We start from the raw sequence: 14,193 nt of genomic DNA on the forward strand, positions 1-14,193 counted from the left end.
CTTTGCCGCGTAATGGCATGCAGCCGTATACTCCGATGTTTATGCCCGCCAAGCGAGGCCGCAGTGGACAAGATCCTGATACGTGGGGCACGAACCCACAACCTGAAGAACATAGACCTGACCCTTCCGCGCGACAAACTGATCGTCATTACCGGCCTGTCCGGCTCCGGCAAGTCATCGCTGGCATTCGATACGCTGTATGCCGAAGGCCAGCGTCGCTATGTCGAATCTCTTTCAGCCTACGCCCGCCAGTTTCTATCGATGATGGAAAAACCGGACGTCGACACCATCGAAGGCCTGTCGCCTGCGATTTCCATCGAGCAGAAATCCACGTCACACAACCCGCGGTCGACCGTCGGCACCATTACCGAGATCTATGACTACCTGCGCCTGCTGTATGCGCGAGTCGGTCAACCTCGCTGCCCGGATCACGATATTCCGCTGGAGGCCCAGACCGTCAGCCAGATGGTCGATCTGGTACTGGCGCAACCTGAAGGCAGCAAGTTGATGCTGCTGGCTCCAGTCATTCGTGAGCGCAAGGGTGAGCATCTTTCGGTGTTCGAGGAGCTGCGCGCTCAGGGCTTCGTCCGGGCCCGGGTCAATGGCAAGCTGTTCGAGCTCGATGAACTGCCCAAGCTGGATAAACAGAAGAAGCACTCCATTGATGTGGTCGTGGATCGCTTCAAGGTGCGTCCGGACTTGCAGCAGCGTCTGGCCGAGTCGTTCGAGACGGCATTGAAGCTGGCCGACGGCATTGCGCTGGTCGCGCCGATGGACGATGAGCCTGGCGAAGAGATCATTTTCTCTGCGCGCTTTGCCTGCCCGATCTGCGGCCATGCCATCAGCGAGCTGGAACCCAAGCTGTTCTCCTTCAACAACCCGGCCGGCGCATGCCCGACTTGTGACGGGCTGGGCGTGAAGCAGTTCTTCGATGTGAAACGACTGGTCAACGCCGAACTGACGCTGGCAGAAGGCGCGATACGCGGCTGGGACAGGCGTAACGTCTATTACTTCCAGATGCTGGGCTCGCTGTCCAAGCACTACGATTTCAGCCTGGAAGTGCCATTCAAGGAGCTGGCTGCCGAAACGCAGAAAATCCTGCTCAACGGCAGCGGCACGCAGAATGTCGACTTCCGTTATCTGAATGATCGCGGCGATATCGTCAAACGTGCGCATCCGTTTGAAGGTATCGTGCCGAACCTTGAACGCCGCTACCGGGAAACCGAGTCGGCAACCGTCCGTGAAGAACTGGCCAAGTTCCTCGGTACTCAGCCTTGCCCGGACTGCCGTGGCACTCGTCTGCGCCGTGAAGCGCGTCACGTATGGGTCGGCGAGAAGACCCTGCCTGCGGTCACCAACCTGCCGATTGGCGATGCCACCGACTATTTCAGCGGCCTGAAGCTGACCGGACGCCGTGGCGAGATTGCCGACAAGATTCTCAAGGAGATCCGCGAGCGCCTGCAGTTCCTGGTCAACGTCGGACTGGATTACCTGACCCTGGATCGCAGCGCCGACACGCTCTCGGGCGGCGAAGCGCAGCGTATTCGTCTGGCGAGCCAGATCGGTGCCGGCCTGGTGGGTGTGATGTACATCCTCGACGAGCCGTCGATTGGTCTGCACCAACGCGATAACGACCGCTTGCTGGGCACGCTCAAGCATCTGCGGGATATCGGCAATACCGTGATCGTGGTCGAACACGATGAAGACGCTATCCGCCTGGCGGACTATGTCGTTGACATCGGTCCGGGCGCTGGCGTGCATGGCGGTAATATCGTCGCCGAGGGTACGCCTGACGAGGTCATGAGCCATCCAGACTCGTTGACCGGCAAGTACTTATCAGGTCGGGTCAAGATTGAAGTGCCGGCCAAACGTACGCCGCGCAACAAGAAACTGTCGCTCACGCTCAAGGGCGCACGCGGCAACAACTTGCGCAACGTGAACCTGGACATCCCGATTGGCTTGCTGACCTGCGTGACCGGTGTTTCCGGCTCGGGCAAGTCGACGCTGATCAACAACACCCTGTTCCCGCTCAGCGCCACGGCGCTCAACGGCGCAACGACGCTGGAAGCCGCGACCCACGACAGCATCAATGGCTTGCAGCATCTGGACAAGGTTGTGGACATCGACCAGAGCCCTATCGGCCGCACGCCACGCTCGAACCCGGCGACCTACACGGGTTTGTTCACACCTATTCGTGAGCTGTTTGCCGGTGTGCCGGAGTCGCGTTCTCGCGGTTATGGTCCTGGGCGCTTCTCGTTCAACGTCAAGGGCGGACGCTGCGAAGCGTGCCAGGGTGATGGCCTGATCAAGGTCGAGATGCACTTCCTCCCGGACATTTACGTGCCGTGCGACGTGTGCAAGAGCAAGCGCTACAACCGCGAAACCCTTGAAATCAAATACAAGGGCAAGAACATCCACGAAGTGCTGGAAATGACCATCGAAGAAGCTCGTGAATTCTTCGATGCCGTTCCGGCTCTGGCGCGCAAGCTCCAGACATTGATGGATGTCGGGCTTTCCTACATCAAGCTAGGGCAGTCGGCGACAACCTTGTCGGGCGGTGAGGCACAACGGGTCAAGCTGTCTCGCGAGCTCTCCAAGCGTGATACCGGCAAGACGCTGTATATCCTCGACGAACCCACCACCGGCCTGCACTTTGCCGATATCCAGCAACTGCTCGATGTCTTGCATCGTCTGCGCGATCACGGCAACACAGTGGTCGTGATCGAGCACAATCTGGACGTCATCAAGACAGCCGACTGGCTAGTGGATCTCGGGCCGGAAGGTGGCTCAAGAGGTGGACAGATTATCGCCACCGGCACGCCGGAAGAAGTGGCAGAGATGGAGCAGTCCTATACCGGACACTATCTCAAGCCGCTTTTGATCAGGGACCGCGCTTGAGCTGGCGGTTTGCGTAGACACGCAAAATGAAAAAGCCCCTGCCACATCAGTGCGCAGGGGCTTTTTGCTATACGGGCTGCGGAATCAGAACTGCGATTGCAGGTAGTTTTCCAGACCGATAGCCTTGATCAGACCTTTCTGCTGCTCAAGCCAGTAGGTGTGGTCTTCTTCGGTATCAGCCAGTTGCAGACGCAGGATGTCGCGGCTGATGTAATCCTTGTGCAGTTCGCACAGCTCGATGCCTTTGCACAGCGCAGCACGCACCTTGTACTCAAGACGCAGGTCGCTGGCGAGCATTTCAGGCACCGTGGTACCGATATCCAGATCATCCGGGCGCATGCGCGGCGTACCTTCGAGCATCAGGATACGACGAATCAGCGCATCGGCATGTTGCGCCTCTTCTTCCATTTCATGATTGATACGTTCGTAGAGCTTGGCGAAACCCCAGTCTTCGTACATGCGCGAATGGATGAAATATTGGTCACGAGCAGCCAATTCGCCAGTGAGCAACGTGTTCAGATAATCGATTACTTCTGGATGGCCTTGCATCGCACCAGATCTCCCTGCTGAAAGGCCATAGTTTGAACCAAGCTGACTGTCAGGTCACTTCCAAAAACGCAATAATCCGATAAAAAGCGGCGAAAAACGGGCTATAAGAAGCGAAAAACCGCCCAAATGAGGGCGGTTCTGTTTCTCACTTCGAGTTAGCCCAGTTTGACGCCCAGAGCTTTGGCAATACTTTCACCATAAGCCGGGTCGGCCTGGAAGAAGTACTGCAACTGACGCTGTACCACATCACTGGAAACCCCCTGCATCGCACCGGCAATATTGCCGATCAGCAACGCCTTTTGGTCGGCGTCCATGAGGTTGAACAACTTGCCAGCCTGGCTGTAGTAATCGGTATCTTCACGATGGTCGTGACGATCGGCAGCTCCACTCAGGGCCAGAGCCGGTTCAGCATAACGAGGCGCCTGCTTTGGCGCATCGCCATAGCTGTTTGGCTCGTAGTTCGGAGCCGCACCGCCGTTAATGCCAAGCGCCATGGCACCGTCACGCTGATAGCTGTTTACCGGACTTTTCGCAGCATTGATCGGCAAGTGCTGGTGGTTGGTGCCTACACGGTAGCGATGAGCATCGGCGTAAGCGAACACACGTCCCTGAAGCATGCGGTCAGGCGACAGGCCCACACCTGGCACCATATTGCTCGGGCCGAAAGCAGCCTGCTCGACTTCAGCAAAGTAGTTGAGCGGGTTACGGTTGAGTTCCAGCTCACCGACTTCGATCAACGGGAACTCTTTCTGCGACCAGGTCTTGGTCACGTCGAACGGATTTTCGTGATGATTGGCGGCCTGGGCTTCGGTCATCAACTGGATGCACACCTGCCATTTCGGGAAATCACCACGCTCGATGGCGGTGAACAGGTCGCGCTGCGCGTAGTCCGGGTCAGTACCTGCCAGGCGCGCAGCATCAGCCGGCGTCAGGTTCTTGATGCCCTGTTTGGACTTGTAGTGCCATTTGACCCAGTGACGCTCACCTGCTGCGCTGATCAGGCTATAGGTGTGACTACCGAAGCCGTGCATATGACGGTAGCCATCAGGGATGCCGCGATCAGAGAACAGAATAGTGATCTGGTGCAAAGCCTCTGGAGAGTACGACCAGAAGTCCCACATCGCTTGTGCACTTTTCAGGTTGCTCTGGGGCAGACGCTTTTGGGTGTGGATGAAGTCCGGGAATTTCAGTGGATCACGGATAAAAAACACAGGCGTGTTGTTACCCACGATGTCCCAGTTACCTTCCTCGGTGTAGAACTTCACAGCGAAACCACGTGGGTCACGCTCGGTGTCAGCCGAGCCACGTTCACCACCGACAGTGGAGAAGCGCAGGAATATAGGCGTCTGCTTGCCGATAGACTCGAAGAGCTTGGCGCTGGAGTATTGGGTAATGTCGCGGGTGACTGTGAAAGTACCGTGAGCCCCCGATCCCTTGGCGTGTACACGACGCTCCGGGATGTTCTCGCGGTTGAAGTGGGCAAGCTTCTCGATCAGGTGAAAGTCGTCCAGCAGCAACGGGCCACGAGGACCGGCGGAGCGAGAGTTCTGGTTATCCGCGACAGGCGCGCCACTGGCAGTGGTAAGCGTTTTGGTCTGGCTCATTGGATTCTTCCTCAGTCTTATAGGCTGGCTAATGGTCTGGGGAGGATTATTGGTCAGAACTGAAACACTCTCAAATTTATTAAATTATGCGAGCTGATAGTTTTTACGAATTTAAAAAACAAAAAACCGGGCACAAGGCCCGGTTCTTTGTTCAGACTGACGTCTTATTCAGCAGCTTCTACAACACCACCGACAGGACGATCAACCAGCTCGACGTACGCCATTGGCGCGTTGTCGCCAGCGCGGAAACCGCACTTGAGGATACGCAGGTAGCCGCCCTGACGGGTTGCATAGCGCTTGCCCAGATCGTTGAACAGCTTACCAACGATTTCTTTCGAACGAGTACGGTCGAAAGCCAAACGACGGTTAGCAACGCTGTCTACCTTGGCCAAAGTGATCAGCGGCTCGGCAACGCGGCGCAGTTCCTTGGCTTTCGGCAGGGTAGTTTTGATCAGCTCGTGCTCGAACAGCGACACCGCCATGTTCTGGAACATAGCCTTGCGGTGAGAGCTGGTACGGCTCAGGTGACGTCCACTTTTACGATGACGCATGGTTCATTCCTTACCAAACACAACGTTCGGTGATTACGACGATCAGGCAGTCGCCTTGTCGTCCTTCTTAAGACTTGCAGGCGGCCAGTTGTCGAGGCGCATGCCGAGGGAAAGACCACGAGAAGCCAGGACATCCTTGATCTCGGTCAAGGATTTCTTGCCCAGGTTCGGAGTCTTCAACAGTTCTACTTCGGTACGCTGAATCAGGTCGCCGATGTAGTAAATGTTCTCCGCCTTAAGGCAGTTGGCCGAACGCACGGTCAGTTCCAAATCGTCAACCGGACGGAGGAGGATCGGATCGATCTCATCTTCCTGTTCGATTACCACTGGTTCGCTGTCACCTTTGAGGTCGACGAACGCAGCCAACTGCTGTTGCAGAATGGTTGCAGCACGACGGATAGCCTCTTCAGGATCCAGAGTACCGTTGGTTTCCATATCAATAACCAGCTTGTCCAGGTTGGTACGCTGCTCGACACGGGCGTTTTGCACCTCGTAGGCGATGCGACGTACTGGGCTGAACGAAGAGTCAAGCTGCAGACGACCAATGCTGCGGCTTTCGTCCTCATCGCTCTGACGCGAGTCTGCCGGTTCATAACCACGACCACGAGCTACTACGAGCTTCATGTTCAAGGCGCCGTTAGACGCCAGGTTAGCGATTACGTGATCGGGATTAACGATCTCGACATCATGATCCAGCTGAATATCGGCAGCGGTAACCACCCCCGAACCCTTCTTCGACAAGGTCAGCGTAACTTCGTCTCGACCGTGCAGCTTGATAGCCAGACCTTTAAGGTTCAACAGGATTTCAATGACGTCTTCCTGTACACCTTCGATGGCGCTGTACTCATGGAGTACACCGTCAATCTCGGCCTCGACTACTGCACAGCCGGGCATGGAGGACAACAGAATGCGGCGAAGCGCGTTGCCCAGGGTATGGCCAAAACCACGCTCGAGAGGCTCGAGAGTAATCTTGGCGCGGGTTGGACTGACAACCTGCACATCAATGTGGCGGGGTGTCAGGAACTCATTTACCGAAATCTGCATGGATGCACCTATTTTCTAGCCCTTACTTGGAGTAGAGCTCGACAATCAGGCTTTCGTTGATGTCGGCGGATAGATCACTGCGAGCTGGAACGTTCTTGAAAACGCCCGATTTCTTCTCAGTGTCTACTTCTACCCATTCTACGCGGCCACGTTGGGCACACAGATCGAGAGCCTGGACAATACGCAGTTGGTTCTTGGCCTTCTCGCGAATAGCGACTACGTCACCAGCACGAACCTGGTAAGAAGGAACGTTAACGGTTTTGCCGTTGACGCTGATCGACTTGTGCGAAACCAGTTGACGGGATTCGGCACGAGTCGAGCCGAAGCCCATACGATATACAACGTTGTCCAGACGGCATTCGAGCAATTGCAGCAGGTTTTCGCCTGTTGCGCCTTTCTTGCCGGCAGCTTCTTTGTAGTAGCCGCTGAACTGACGCTCGAGAACGCCGTAGATACGACGGACTTTTTGCTTTTCACGCAGCTGAGTACCGTAATCGGACTGGCGACCGCGGCGTTGACCGTGGATGCCTGGAGCTGCTTCGATGTTGCACTTGGATTCGATAGCGCGAACGCCGCTCTTCAGAAAGAGATCGGTGCCTTCACGACGAGCAAGTTTGCATTTTGGACCAATGTAACGAGCCATTTCTTACAGTCTCCTGGATTACACGCGGCGCTTCTTCGGCGGACGGCACCCGTTGTGCGGGATTGGCGTCACGTCGGTGATGCTGGCGATCTTATAGCCACAGCCGTTCAATGCACGGACAGCGGATTCACGACCTGGGCCTGGACCCTTGACATTGACGTCGAGGTTTTTCAGACCGTACTCCAGCGCGGCTTGACCAGCACGCTCGGCAGCTACTTGAGCAGCGAACGGGGTGGACTTGCGTGAACCACGGAAACCCGAACCGCCGGAGGTAGCCCAGGAAAGAGCGTTACCTTGACGATCGGTAATGGTGACGATTGTGTTGTTAAACGACGCGTGGATGTGGGCGATGCCATCAACCACTGTCTTTTTAACTTTTTTACGAGGACGAGCAGCAGGTTTTGCCATGACTAAATTCCTGTCGAAACGCTGGAGCGATTACTTGCGGATCGGCTTACGCGGACCTTTGCGAGTACGCGCATTGGTCTTGGTACGCTGACCGCGTACTGGCAGACCACGACGATGACGCAGACCGCGGTAGCAGCCCAAATCCATCAAGCGCTTGATTTTCATGTTGATTTCGCGACGCAGGTCACCTTCAGTGGTGAACTTCGCCACTTCGCCACGCAGCTGTTCAATCTGCTCGTCGCTCAGATCTTTGATCTTTGCCGCTGGGTTAACCCCAGTGGTTGCACAAATTTTCTGTGCAGTTGTGCGACCAACACCATAGATGTAGGTCAGCGAGATAACAGTATGCTTGTTATCTGGAATGTTAACGCCTGCAATACGGGCCATTCAGTGGGACTCCAATTGACAGCTACCTACGCCCCGGAAGCCAAGAAATAGGGCGCGAGATAATATCGCTGTAGGAACAAATAATCAACCCAGCAGCGCACTAGCTGCTGGGCTTAAGCACAAATCACAATCAGCCTTGGCGCTGCTTATGACGTGGTTCCGCGCTGCAAATTACTCGAACCACACCTTCGCGGCGAATAATCTTGCAGTTACGGCACAGCTTTTTCACCGATGCACGAACTTTCATCACCAACTCCTCGAACCTTATGGGTACCTCAGCGCAGCATTCCGCCGCCGCTGCCGTAACCCTTCAGGTTGGCTTTCTTCATCAGGGATTCATACTGGTGCGAAACGAGGTGAGATTGTACTTGCGACATAAAGTCCATCACAACCACGACCACGATCAGCAACGAGGTCCCGCCAAGGTAGAACGGTACGTTTGCTGCAACCACCAGAAACTGGGGAAGCAGGCACACGGCCGTCATATAAAGAGCACCGAACATGGTCAAGCGGGTCAGGACGCCATCAATATAGCGTGCCGACTGCTCACCTGGACGGATACCCGGAATAAAGGCACCGGACTTCTTCAGGTTTTCCGCTACGTCTTTCGGATTGAACATCAACGCCGTATAGAAGAAGCAGAAGAAAATAATCCCTGCACTAAACAGCAGAATATTCAACGGCTGACCAGGAGCGATCGACTGCGAGATGTCCTGCAACCAGCCCATACCTTCAGACTGACCGAACCAGGAACCCAGCGAAGCCGGGAACAGCAAGATGCTGCTCGCGAAAATGGCAGGAATAACACCAGCCATATTCACTTTCAGCGGCAGGTGGCTGGTCTGCGCAGCGAAGACCTTACGGCCCTGCTGACGCTTGGCGTAGTGAACAGCAATACGACGCTGACCACGCTCAATGAACACCACGAAACCGATGATCGCTACTGCCAGCAAACCGATCGCAACCAGGGCGAAGATATTGATATCACCCGTGCGTGCAGACTCGAAAGACTGCCCGATCGCTCTCGGAAGACCGGCGACGATACCTGCGAAAATCAACATCGAGATACCGTTACCAACACCGCGCTCGGTAATCTGCTCGCCCAGCCACATCATGAACATTGCACCAGCCACGAAGGTGGTGACAGCCACGAAGTGGAAGCCGATATCTGCAGAGAAAGCAACGCCCTGACTGGCCAGGCCAACGGACATGCCGATAGCTTGAACCAATGCCAGGACGACGGTGCCGTAGCGGGTGTACTGGCTGATCTTGCGACGGCCAGCTTCACCTTCCTTCTTCAACTGTTCCAGCTGCGGGCTGACGGCGGTCATCAGCTGCATGATGATCGATGCCGAAATGTACGGCATGATCCCCAGTGCAAAGATGCTCATCCGCTCCAGCGCGCCGCCGGAAAACATGTTGAACAAGCTAAGAATGGTCCCCTCATTCTGTCGAAACAGGTCTGCGAGTCGATCCGGGTTGATACCTGGAACCGGGATGTGTGCGCCTATTCGGTAGACGATAATCGCCAGGAACAGAAAACGCAGACGAGCCCAGAGTTCAGACATACCGCCTTTGCCGAGCGCAGAGAGAGCACCTTGCTTAGCCATTTATTCCTCGAACTTGCCGCCAGCTGCTTCGATAGCCGCACGCGCACCTTTGGTGGCTGCGATACCTTTGATGGTGACAGCGCGAGTAACTTCGCCGGACAGCATGATTTTCACACGCTGTACGTTCTGGTTAATCACGTTGGCATCCTTCAGGGACTGCACAGTTACGATGTCGCCTTCCACTTTGGCCAGTTCGGACAGACGCACTTCTGCGCGGTCCATGGCTTTCAGGGAAACGAAACCGAATTTTGGCAGACGACGATGCAACGGCTGTTGGCCGCCTTCAAAGCCCGGAGCAATGGTGCCACCGGAGCGGGAGGTCTGACCTTTGTGACCACGGCCACCAGTCTTACCCAAACCACTACCGATACCACGGCCCGGACGATGCTTTTCGCGACGGGAACCCGGCGCTGGACTCAGATCATTGAGTTTCATCGATTAACCCTCGACTCGCAGCATGTAGTAAGCCTTGTTGATCATCCCGCGATTCTCGGGAGTATCCAGGACTTCTACAGTGTGACCGATGCGACGCAGACCCAGACCCTTAACACACAGTTTGTGGTTAGGGAGACGGCCGGCGGTGCTTTTGATCAGCGTTACTTTAACGGTAGCCATGATCAGATGATCTCCTCAACACGCTTGCCACGTTTGGCCGCGATGGACTCAGGAGACTGCATGCCCTTCAGACCTTTGAAAGTGGCGTGAACCACGTTTACCGGGTTAGTAGAGCCGTAGCACTTGGCCAATACGTTCTGGACACCAGCAACTTCCAGCACTGCGCGCATAGCGCCGCCAGCGATGATACCGGTACCTTCAGAAGCAGGTTGCATGTACACCTTCGAAGCGCCATGGGCAGACTTCATTGCGTACTGCAGGGTAGTGCCGTTCAGATCGACTTGGATCATGTTGCGGCGAGCAGCTTCCATCGCTTTCTGGATTGCAGCAGGCACTTCACGTGACTTGCCACGGCCGAAGCCAACGCGCCCTTTACCATCACCCACTACGGTCAACGCAGTGAAAGTGAAGATACGGCCGCCTTTTACGGTTTTGGCCACGCGGTTAACTTGAACCAGCTTCTCGATGTAGCCTTCGTCGCGTTTTTGGTCGTTATTTGCCATAACTTAGAACTCCAGCCCGCCTTCACGAGCAGCATCAGCCAGCGCTTTGACACGGCCGTGGTACTTGAAGCCAGAACGGTCGAAAGCCACTTGCGATACGCCAGCGGCTTTTGCACGCTCGGCGACCAGCTTGCCAACCTTAGTGGCCGCGTCGATGTTGCCAGTGGCGCCATCACGCAGTTCTTTGTCCAAAGTCGAGGCGCTTGCCAGGACTTTGCTGCCGTCGGCCGAAATGACCTGGGCATAAATGTGCTGCGAAGAGCGGTGCACGCAGAGACGCACGACTTCTAGCTCGTGCATTTTCAGGCGTGCTTTGCGAGCGCGACGCAGTCGGGTAACTTTTTTGACGGTCATTTGCTATGCCCTACTTCTTCTTGGCTTCTTTACGGCGGACGACTTCGTCTGCGTAACGCACACCTTTGCCTTTGTACGGCTCAGGACGGCGGAAGTCGCGGATCTCAGCGGCCACTTGACCAACCAACTGCTTGTCGATACCACGAATGAAGATATCGGTTTGGTTGGGGGTCTCAGCGGTAATGCCATTCGGCAATTCGTAATCCACCGGGTGCGAGAAGCCAAGTGCCAGGTTCAGGACCGAGCCTTTTGCTTGCGCTTTGTAACCAACACCGACCAGCTGGAGCTTGCGCTCGAAGCCTTGGCTTACGCCCTGGACCATGTTGTTAACCAGTGCACGAGTTGTGCCTGCCATTGCGCGAGTCTGTTGATCGCCATTGCGAGCAGCGAAACGCAGCTCACCAGCTTCTTCAACAATTTCAACGGACGAATGGACGTTCAGTTCCAGAGTACCCTTGGCACCCTTCACCGAAAGCTGCTGGCCAACGAATTTGACTTCGACACCGGCTGGCAACTTAACGGGGTTCTTAGCTACGCGTGACATGCTTATCCCCCCTTAGAACACAGTGCAAAGCACTTCGCCACCGACACCGGCAGCGCGCGCAGCACGATCCGTCATCACACCTTTGTTGGTGGAGACGATAGACACACCAAGACCGCCACGAACTTTTGGCAGATCATCGGAGGACTTGTACTGACGCAAGCCTGGGCGGCTGACGCGCTTCACTTCTTCGATGACTGGACGGCCTTCGAAGTACTTCAGCTCGATGGACAGCAGTGGCTTGATTTCGCTGCTGATCTGATAACCCGCAATGTAACCTTCGTCTTTCAGAACTTTGGCTACAGCAACCTTCAACGTGGAAGATGGCATGCTTACGACGGGCTTTTCAGCCATCTGGGCATTACGGATACGAGTTAGCATGTCCGCTAACGGGTCCTGCATACTCATGGGCTAGACGCTCCTAATACAAAATAATTAGCCTTGCGGCTACAGCTTGTCGCCGAGATATTCCGGGCAAGTAAAAACACGGGCTCAGGCGAGCCGGCAATTCTAGACCTACCGCAGAAACGAATCAAGCCCCAAAAGGGGCTTGATTTGATTTCCCGACTCACCTGGCATCGATTTCTTGCGAAACCGACGACAGGTAGCGAGAGGTACGTCTTACCAGCTGGCTTTAACCAGACCCGGTACGTCGCCACGCATTGCTGCTTCACGCAGCTTGTTACGGCCCAGGCCGAACTTGCGATAGACACCGTGTGGACGACCGGTGATGCGGCAACGGTTACGCATGCGCGAAGCGCTTGCGTCACGTGGTTGCTTCTGCAGAGCTACGGTAGCTTCCCAACGCGCTTCTGGACTTGCGTTCAGATCAACGATGATTGCTTTGAGCGCTGCACGCTTCACGGCGAACTTGGCAACGGTGAGCTGACGCTTCAGCTCACGGTTTTTCATGCTCTTCTTGGCCATTTTCCTACTCCAATCAGTTGCGGAACGGGAATTTGAAAGCACGCAGCAGTGCGCGACCTTCATCATCGTTCTTGGCAGTGGTGGTCAGGGTAATGTCCAGACCGCGGAGAGCATCGATCTTGTCGTAGTCGATTTCCGGGAAGATGATCTGCTCTTTTACGCCCATGCTGTAGTTGCCACGACCATCGAAGGACTTGGCATTCAGGCCGCGGAAGTCGCGAACCCGAGGCAGGGAGATCGACAGCAGACGATCCAGGAACTCGTACATACGATCGCGGCGCAGAGTTACTTTGACGCCGATCGGCCAACCTTCACGGACTTTAAAGCCAGCGATGGATTTCCGAGCGTAAGTCACAACAACTTTTTGACCGGTGATCTTTTCCAGGTCAGCAACAGCGTGCTCGATGACTTTCTTGTCACCGATCGCTTCGCCCAGACCCATGTTCAGGGTGATTTTGGTAACGCGCGGAACTTCCATCACGTTCGCCAGCTTAAGTTCTTCCTTAAGCTTCGGAGCGATTTCCTTCCGGTAAATCTCTTTTAGTCGTGCCATGGTCTTCTACCTAGCAGTGTTCAAGCATCAACCGCTTTTTGGGTCGACTTGAAGACACGAATTTTCTTGCCGTCTTCAACTTTGAAACCAACGCGGTCAGCCTTGTTGGTTGCGCCGTTGAAAATGGCGACGTTGGAAGCGTGCAATGGCGCTTCTTTCTCGACGATACCGCCCTGTACGCCCGACATCGGGTTTGGCTTGGTATGACGCTTCACCAGGTTGATCCCACCAACGACCAGACGGTCGTCAGCGAGAACCTTGAGCACCTTACCGCGCTTACCTTTGTCTTTGCCGGCGATCACGATGATCTCGTCGTCACGACGAATCTTTTGCATGTCGGATCTCCTTACAGCACTTCTGGGGCGAGCGAGACGATCTTCATGAACTTCTCAGTACGAAGTTCACGGGTCACTGGCCCAAAGATACGGGTACCGATCGGCTCTTGCTTGTTGTTCAGAAGAACAGCAGCGTTGCCATCGAAGCGGATGATGGAGCCGTCTGCACGACGAACACCGTGGCGAGTGCGGACTACAACAGCAGTCATCACTTGGCCTTTTTTCACCTTACCGCGCGGAATTGCTTCCTTGACGGTCACTTTGATGATGTCACCGATACCAGCGTAACGACGATGGGAGCCACCCAGCACCTTGATGCACATAACGCGGCGAGCGCCGCTGTTATCGGCCACATCGAGCATGGATTGAGTCTGAATCATATAATTTCTCCGACCCCTAGTCCTTAGACTTCCACAGCGCGTTCGAGGATATCAACCAATGCCCAAGACTTGGTCTTGGCTACCGGACGAGTTTCACGAATAGTGACTTTGTCGCCGATATGGCACTGATTGGTTTCGTCGTGCGCGTGCAGCTTAGTCGAACGCTTAACGTATTTACCGTAGATCGGGTGCTTTACGCGACGCTCAATCAGAACGGTGATGGTCTTGTCCATCTTGTCGCTGACAACACGGCCAGTCAGCGTACGGACGGTTTTTTCGGCTTCAGCCATG

Annotated in this window: 21 protein-coding genes; 1 reads left to right on the forward strand and 20 read right to left on the reverse strand. The window is 55.3% G+C overall.

Annotation, left to right across the window (positions count from 1 at the left end):
• The first annotated feature begins 63 nt into the window (after positions 1 to 63).
• Positions 64 to 2,898 carry an excinuclease ABC subunit UvrA gene (uvrA, locus tag K5D32_RS01725; protein WP_221593343.1) on the forward strand — a complete coding sequence of 945 codons (2,835 nt, stop codon included), beginning with the start codon at positions 64 to 66 and terminating at the stop codon, positions 2,896 to 2,898.
• A gap of 84 nt (positions 2,899 to 2,982) precedes the next feature.
• On the opposite strand, the gene bfr is transcribed toward uvrA, so the two are convergent.
• From bfr to rpsQ, 20 genes are all read right to left on the reverse strand, one after another.
• Positions 2,983 to 3,447 carry a bacterioferritin gene (gene bfr, locus K5D32_RS01730; RefSeq protein WP_221576681.1) on the reverse strand — a complete coding sequence of 155 codons (465 nt, stop codon included), beginning with the start codon at positions 3,445 to 3,447 and terminating at the stop codon, positions 2,983 to 2,985.
• Positions 3,448 to 3,602: 155 nt separating this feature from the next.
• Entirely contained in the window at positions 3,603 to 5,051 is a 1,449-nt protein-coding gene (locus K5D32_RS01735; RefSeq protein WP_221599074.1) for a catalase, read from the reverse strand.
• Positions 5,052 to 5,215: 164 nt separating this feature from the next.
• The gene (gene rplQ, locus K5D32_RS01740; protein WP_025262043.1) at positions 5,216 to 5,602 is read right to left on the reverse strand and encodes a 50S ribosomal protein L17; all 387 of its coding nucleotides are present in this window, start codon (positions 5,600 to 5,602) and stop codon (positions 5,216 to 5,218) included.
• A 42-nt stretch (positions 5,603 to 5,644) separates the two neighbouring features.
• Positions 5,645 to 6,646, reverse strand: coding sequence for a DNA-directed RNA polymerase subunit alpha (locus tag K5D32_RS01745; protein ID WP_025262044.1), 1,002 nt, complete (start codon positions 6,644 to 6,646; stop codon positions 5,645 to 5,647).
• Between the two features lie 22 nt (positions 6,647 to 6,668).
• Positions 6,669 to 7,289 carry a 30S ribosomal protein S4 gene (rpsD, locus tag K5D32_RS01750; protein ID WP_025262045.1) on the reverse strand — a complete coding sequence of 207 codons (621 nt, stop codon included), beginning with the start codon at positions 7,287 to 7,289 and terminating at the stop codon, positions 6,669 to 6,671.
• A gap of 18 nt (positions 7,290 to 7,307) precedes the next feature.
• The gene (gene rpsK / locus K5D32_RS01755; protein ID WP_002555466.1) at positions 7,308 to 7,697 is read right to left on the reverse strand and encodes a 30S ribosomal protein S11; all 390 of its coding nucleotides are present in this window, start codon (positions 7,695 to 7,697) and stop codon (positions 7,308 to 7,310) included.
• Between the two features lie 30 nt (positions 7,698 to 7,727).
• Positions 7,728 to 8,084 (reverse strand): 30S ribosomal protein S13, encoded by a 357-nt coding sequence (gene rpsM / locus K5D32_RS01760; protein ID WP_004883692.1) that lies wholly within the window; start codon positions 8,082 to 8,084, stop codon positions 7,728 to 7,730.
• Positions 8,085 to 8,214: 130 nt separating this feature from the next.
• A complete protein-coding gene (gene rpmJ / locus K5D32_RS01765) occupies positions 8,215 to 8,331 on the reverse strand; it encodes a 50S ribosomal protein L36 (protein ID WP_002555468.1) in 117 nt (38 codons plus the stop codon).
• A gap of 28 nt (positions 8,332 to 8,359) precedes the next feature.
• Positions 8,360 to 9,694, reverse strand: a complete 1,335-nt coding sequence (secY, locus tag K5D32_RS01770) for a preprotein translocase subunit SecY (protein WP_025262046.1) — start codon at positions 9,692 to 9,694, stop codon at positions 8,360 to 8,362.
• On the reverse strand, positions 9,695 to 10,129 hold the full coding sequence (gene rplO / locus K5D32_RS01775; RefSeq protein WP_007924183.1) for a 50S ribosomal protein L15: 435 nt from the start codon (positions 10,127 to 10,129) through the stop codon (positions 9,695 to 9,697).
• A 3-nt stretch (positions 10,130 to 10,132) separates the two neighbouring features.
• A complete protein-coding gene (gene rpmD, locus K5D32_RS01780) occupies positions 10,133 to 10,309 on the reverse strand; it encodes a 50S ribosomal protein L30 (protein ID WP_010220317.1) in 177 nt (58 codons plus the stop codon).
• A 2-nt stretch (positions 10,310 to 10,311) separates the two neighbouring features.
• A complete protein-coding gene (gene rpsE / locus K5D32_RS01785; protein WP_024687031.1) occupies positions 10,312 to 10,812 on the reverse strand; it encodes a 30S ribosomal protein S5 in 501 nt (166 codons plus the stop codon).
• Between the two features lie 3 nt (positions 10,813 to 10,815).
• Complete coding sequence (rplR, locus tag K5D32_RS01790) at positions 10,816 to 11,166, reverse strand: 50S ribosomal protein L18 (RefSeq protein ID WP_002555473.1); 351 nt, start codon at positions 11,164 to 11,166, stop codon at positions 10,816 to 10,818.
• A gap of 10 nt (positions 11,167 to 11,176) precedes the next feature.
• Positions 11,177 to 11,710, reverse strand: coding sequence for a 50S ribosomal protein L6 (gene rplF / locus K5D32_RS01795; RefSeq protein WP_200994439.1), 534 nt, complete (start codon positions 11,708 to 11,710; stop codon positions 11,177 to 11,179).
• A gap of 12 nt (positions 11,711 to 11,722) precedes the next feature.
• Positions 11,723 to 12,115, reverse strand: a complete 393-nt coding sequence (rpsH, locus tag K5D32_RS01800; RefSeq protein ID WP_025262048.1) for a 30S ribosomal protein S8 — start codon at positions 12,113 to 12,115, stop codon at positions 11,723 to 11,725.
• 213 nt (positions 12,116 to 12,328) lie between these two features.
• Positions 12,329 to 12,634, reverse strand: coding sequence for a 30S ribosomal protein S14 (rpsN, locus tag K5D32_RS01805; RefSeq protein WP_025262049.1), 306 nt, complete (start codon positions 12,632 to 12,634; stop codon positions 12,329 to 12,331).
• Between the two features lie 13 nt (positions 12,635 to 12,647).
• The gene (rplE, locus tag K5D32_RS01810) at positions 12,648 to 13,187 is read right to left on the reverse strand and encodes a 50S ribosomal protein L5 (RefSeq protein WP_004883677.1); all 540 of its coding nucleotides are present in this window, start codon (positions 13,185 to 13,187) and stop codon (positions 12,648 to 12,650) included.
• 20 nt (positions 13,188 to 13,207) lie between these two features.
• Positions 13,208 to 13,522: a 50S ribosomal protein L24 gene (gene rplX / locus K5D32_RS01815; RefSeq protein WP_002555478.1), complete on the reverse strand. Its 315-nt coding sequence runs from the start codon at positions 13,520 to 13,522 to the stop codon at positions 13,208 to 13,210.
• 11 nt (positions 13,523 to 13,533) lie between these two features.
• A complete protein-coding gene (gene rplN / locus K5D32_RS01820) occupies positions 13,534 to 13,902 on the reverse strand; it encodes a 50S ribosomal protein L14 (RefSeq protein WP_002555479.1) in 369 nt (122 codons plus the stop codon).
• Positions 13,903 to 13,925: 23 nt separating this feature from the next.
• Positions 13,926 to 14,192, reverse strand: a complete 267-nt coding sequence (gene rpsQ, locus K5D32_RS01825) for a 30S ribosomal protein S17 (protein ID WP_002555480.1) — start codon at positions 14,190 to 14,192, stop codon at positions 13,926 to 13,928.
• Position 14,193 lies beyond the last annotated feature (1 nt).

The organism is Pseudomonas cichorii (assembly GCF_019719005.1).
Classification (GTDB): Bacteria; Pseudomonadota; Gammaproteobacteria; order Pseudomonadales; family Pseudomonadaceae; genus Aquipseudomonas; species Aquipseudomonas cichorii_E.

Excerpts from the sequence above, each read along its gene's own strand:
- bfr (WP_221576681.1), bottom strand. The coding sequence starts at position 3,447 with ATGCAAGGCCATCCAGAAGTAATCGATTATCTGAACACGTTGCTCACT.
- K5D32_RS01735 (WP_221599074.1), bottom strand. The coding sequence starts at position 5,051 with ATGAGCCAGACCAAAACGCTTACCACTGCCAGTGGCGCGCCTGTCGCG.
- rplQ (WP_025262043.1), bottom strand. The coding sequence starts at position 5,602 with ATGCGTCATCGTAAAAGTGGACGTCACCTGAGCCGTACCAGCTCTCAC.
- K5D32_RS01745 (WP_025262044.1), bottom strand. The coding sequence starts at position 6,646 with ATGCAGATTTCGGTAAATGAGTTCCTGACACCCCGCCACATTGATGTG.
- rpsD (WP_025262045.1), bottom strand. The coding sequence starts at position 7,289 with ATGGCTCGTTACATTGGTCCAAAATGCAAACTTGCTCGTCGTGAAGGC.
- rpsK (WP_002555466.1), bottom strand. The coding sequence starts at position 7,697 with ATGGCAAAACCTGCTGCTCGTCCTCGTAAAAAAGTTAAAAAGACAGTG.
- rpsM (WP_004883692.1), bottom strand. The coding sequence starts at position 8,084 with ATGGCCCGTATTGCAGGCGTTAACATTCCAGATAACAAGCATACTGTT.
- rpmJ (WP_002555468.1), bottom strand. The coding sequence starts at position 8,331 with ATGAAAGTTCGTGCATCGGTGAAAAAGCTGTGCCGTAACTGCAAGATT.
- secY (WP_025262046.1), bottom strand. The coding sequence starts at position 9,694 with ATGGCTAAGCAAGGTGCTCTCTCTGCGCTCGGCAAAGGCGGTATGTCT.
- rplO (WP_007924183.1), bottom strand. The coding sequence starts at position 10,129 with ATGAAACTCAATGATCTGAGTCCAGCGCCGGGTTCCCGTCGCGAAAAG.
- rpmD (WP_010220317.1), bottom strand. The coding sequence starts at position 10,309 with ATGGCTACCGTTAAAGTAACGCTGATCAAAAGCACCGCCGGCCGTCTC.
- rpsE (WP_024687031.1), bottom strand. The coding sequence starts at position 10,812 with ATGGCAAATAACGACCAAAAACGCGACGAAGGCTACATCGAGAAGCTG.
- rplR (WP_002555473.1), bottom strand. The coding sequence starts at position 11,166 with ATGACCGTCAAAAAAGTTACCCGACTGCGTCGCGCTCGCAAAGCACGC.
- rplF (WP_200994439.1), bottom strand. The coding sequence starts at position 11,710 with ATGTCACGCGTAGCTAAGAACCCCGTTAAGTTGCCAGCCGGTGTCGAA.
- rpsH (WP_025262048.1), bottom strand. The coding sequence starts at position 12,115 with ATGAGTATGCAGGACCCGTTAGCGGACATGCTAACTCGTATCCGTAAT.
- rpsN (WP_025262049.1), bottom strand. The coding sequence starts at position 12,634 with ATGGCCAAGAAGAGCATGAAAAACCGTGAGCTGAAGCGTCAGCTCACC.
- rplE (WP_004883677.1), bottom strand. The coding sequence starts at position 13,187 with ATGGCACGACTAAAAGAGATTTACCGGAAGGAAATCGCTCCGAAGCTT.
- rplX (WP_002555478.1), bottom strand. The coding sequence starts at position 13,522 with ATGCAAAAGATTCGTCGTGACGACGAGATCATCGTGATCGCCGGCAAA.
- rplN (WP_002555479.1), bottom strand. The coding sequence starts at position 13,902 with ATGATTCAGACTCAATCCATGCTCGATGTGGCCGATAACAGCGGCGCT.
- rpsQ (WP_002555480.1), bottom strand. The coding sequence starts at position 14,192 with ATGGCTGAAGCCGAAAAAACCGTCCGTACGCTGACTGGCCGTGTTGTC.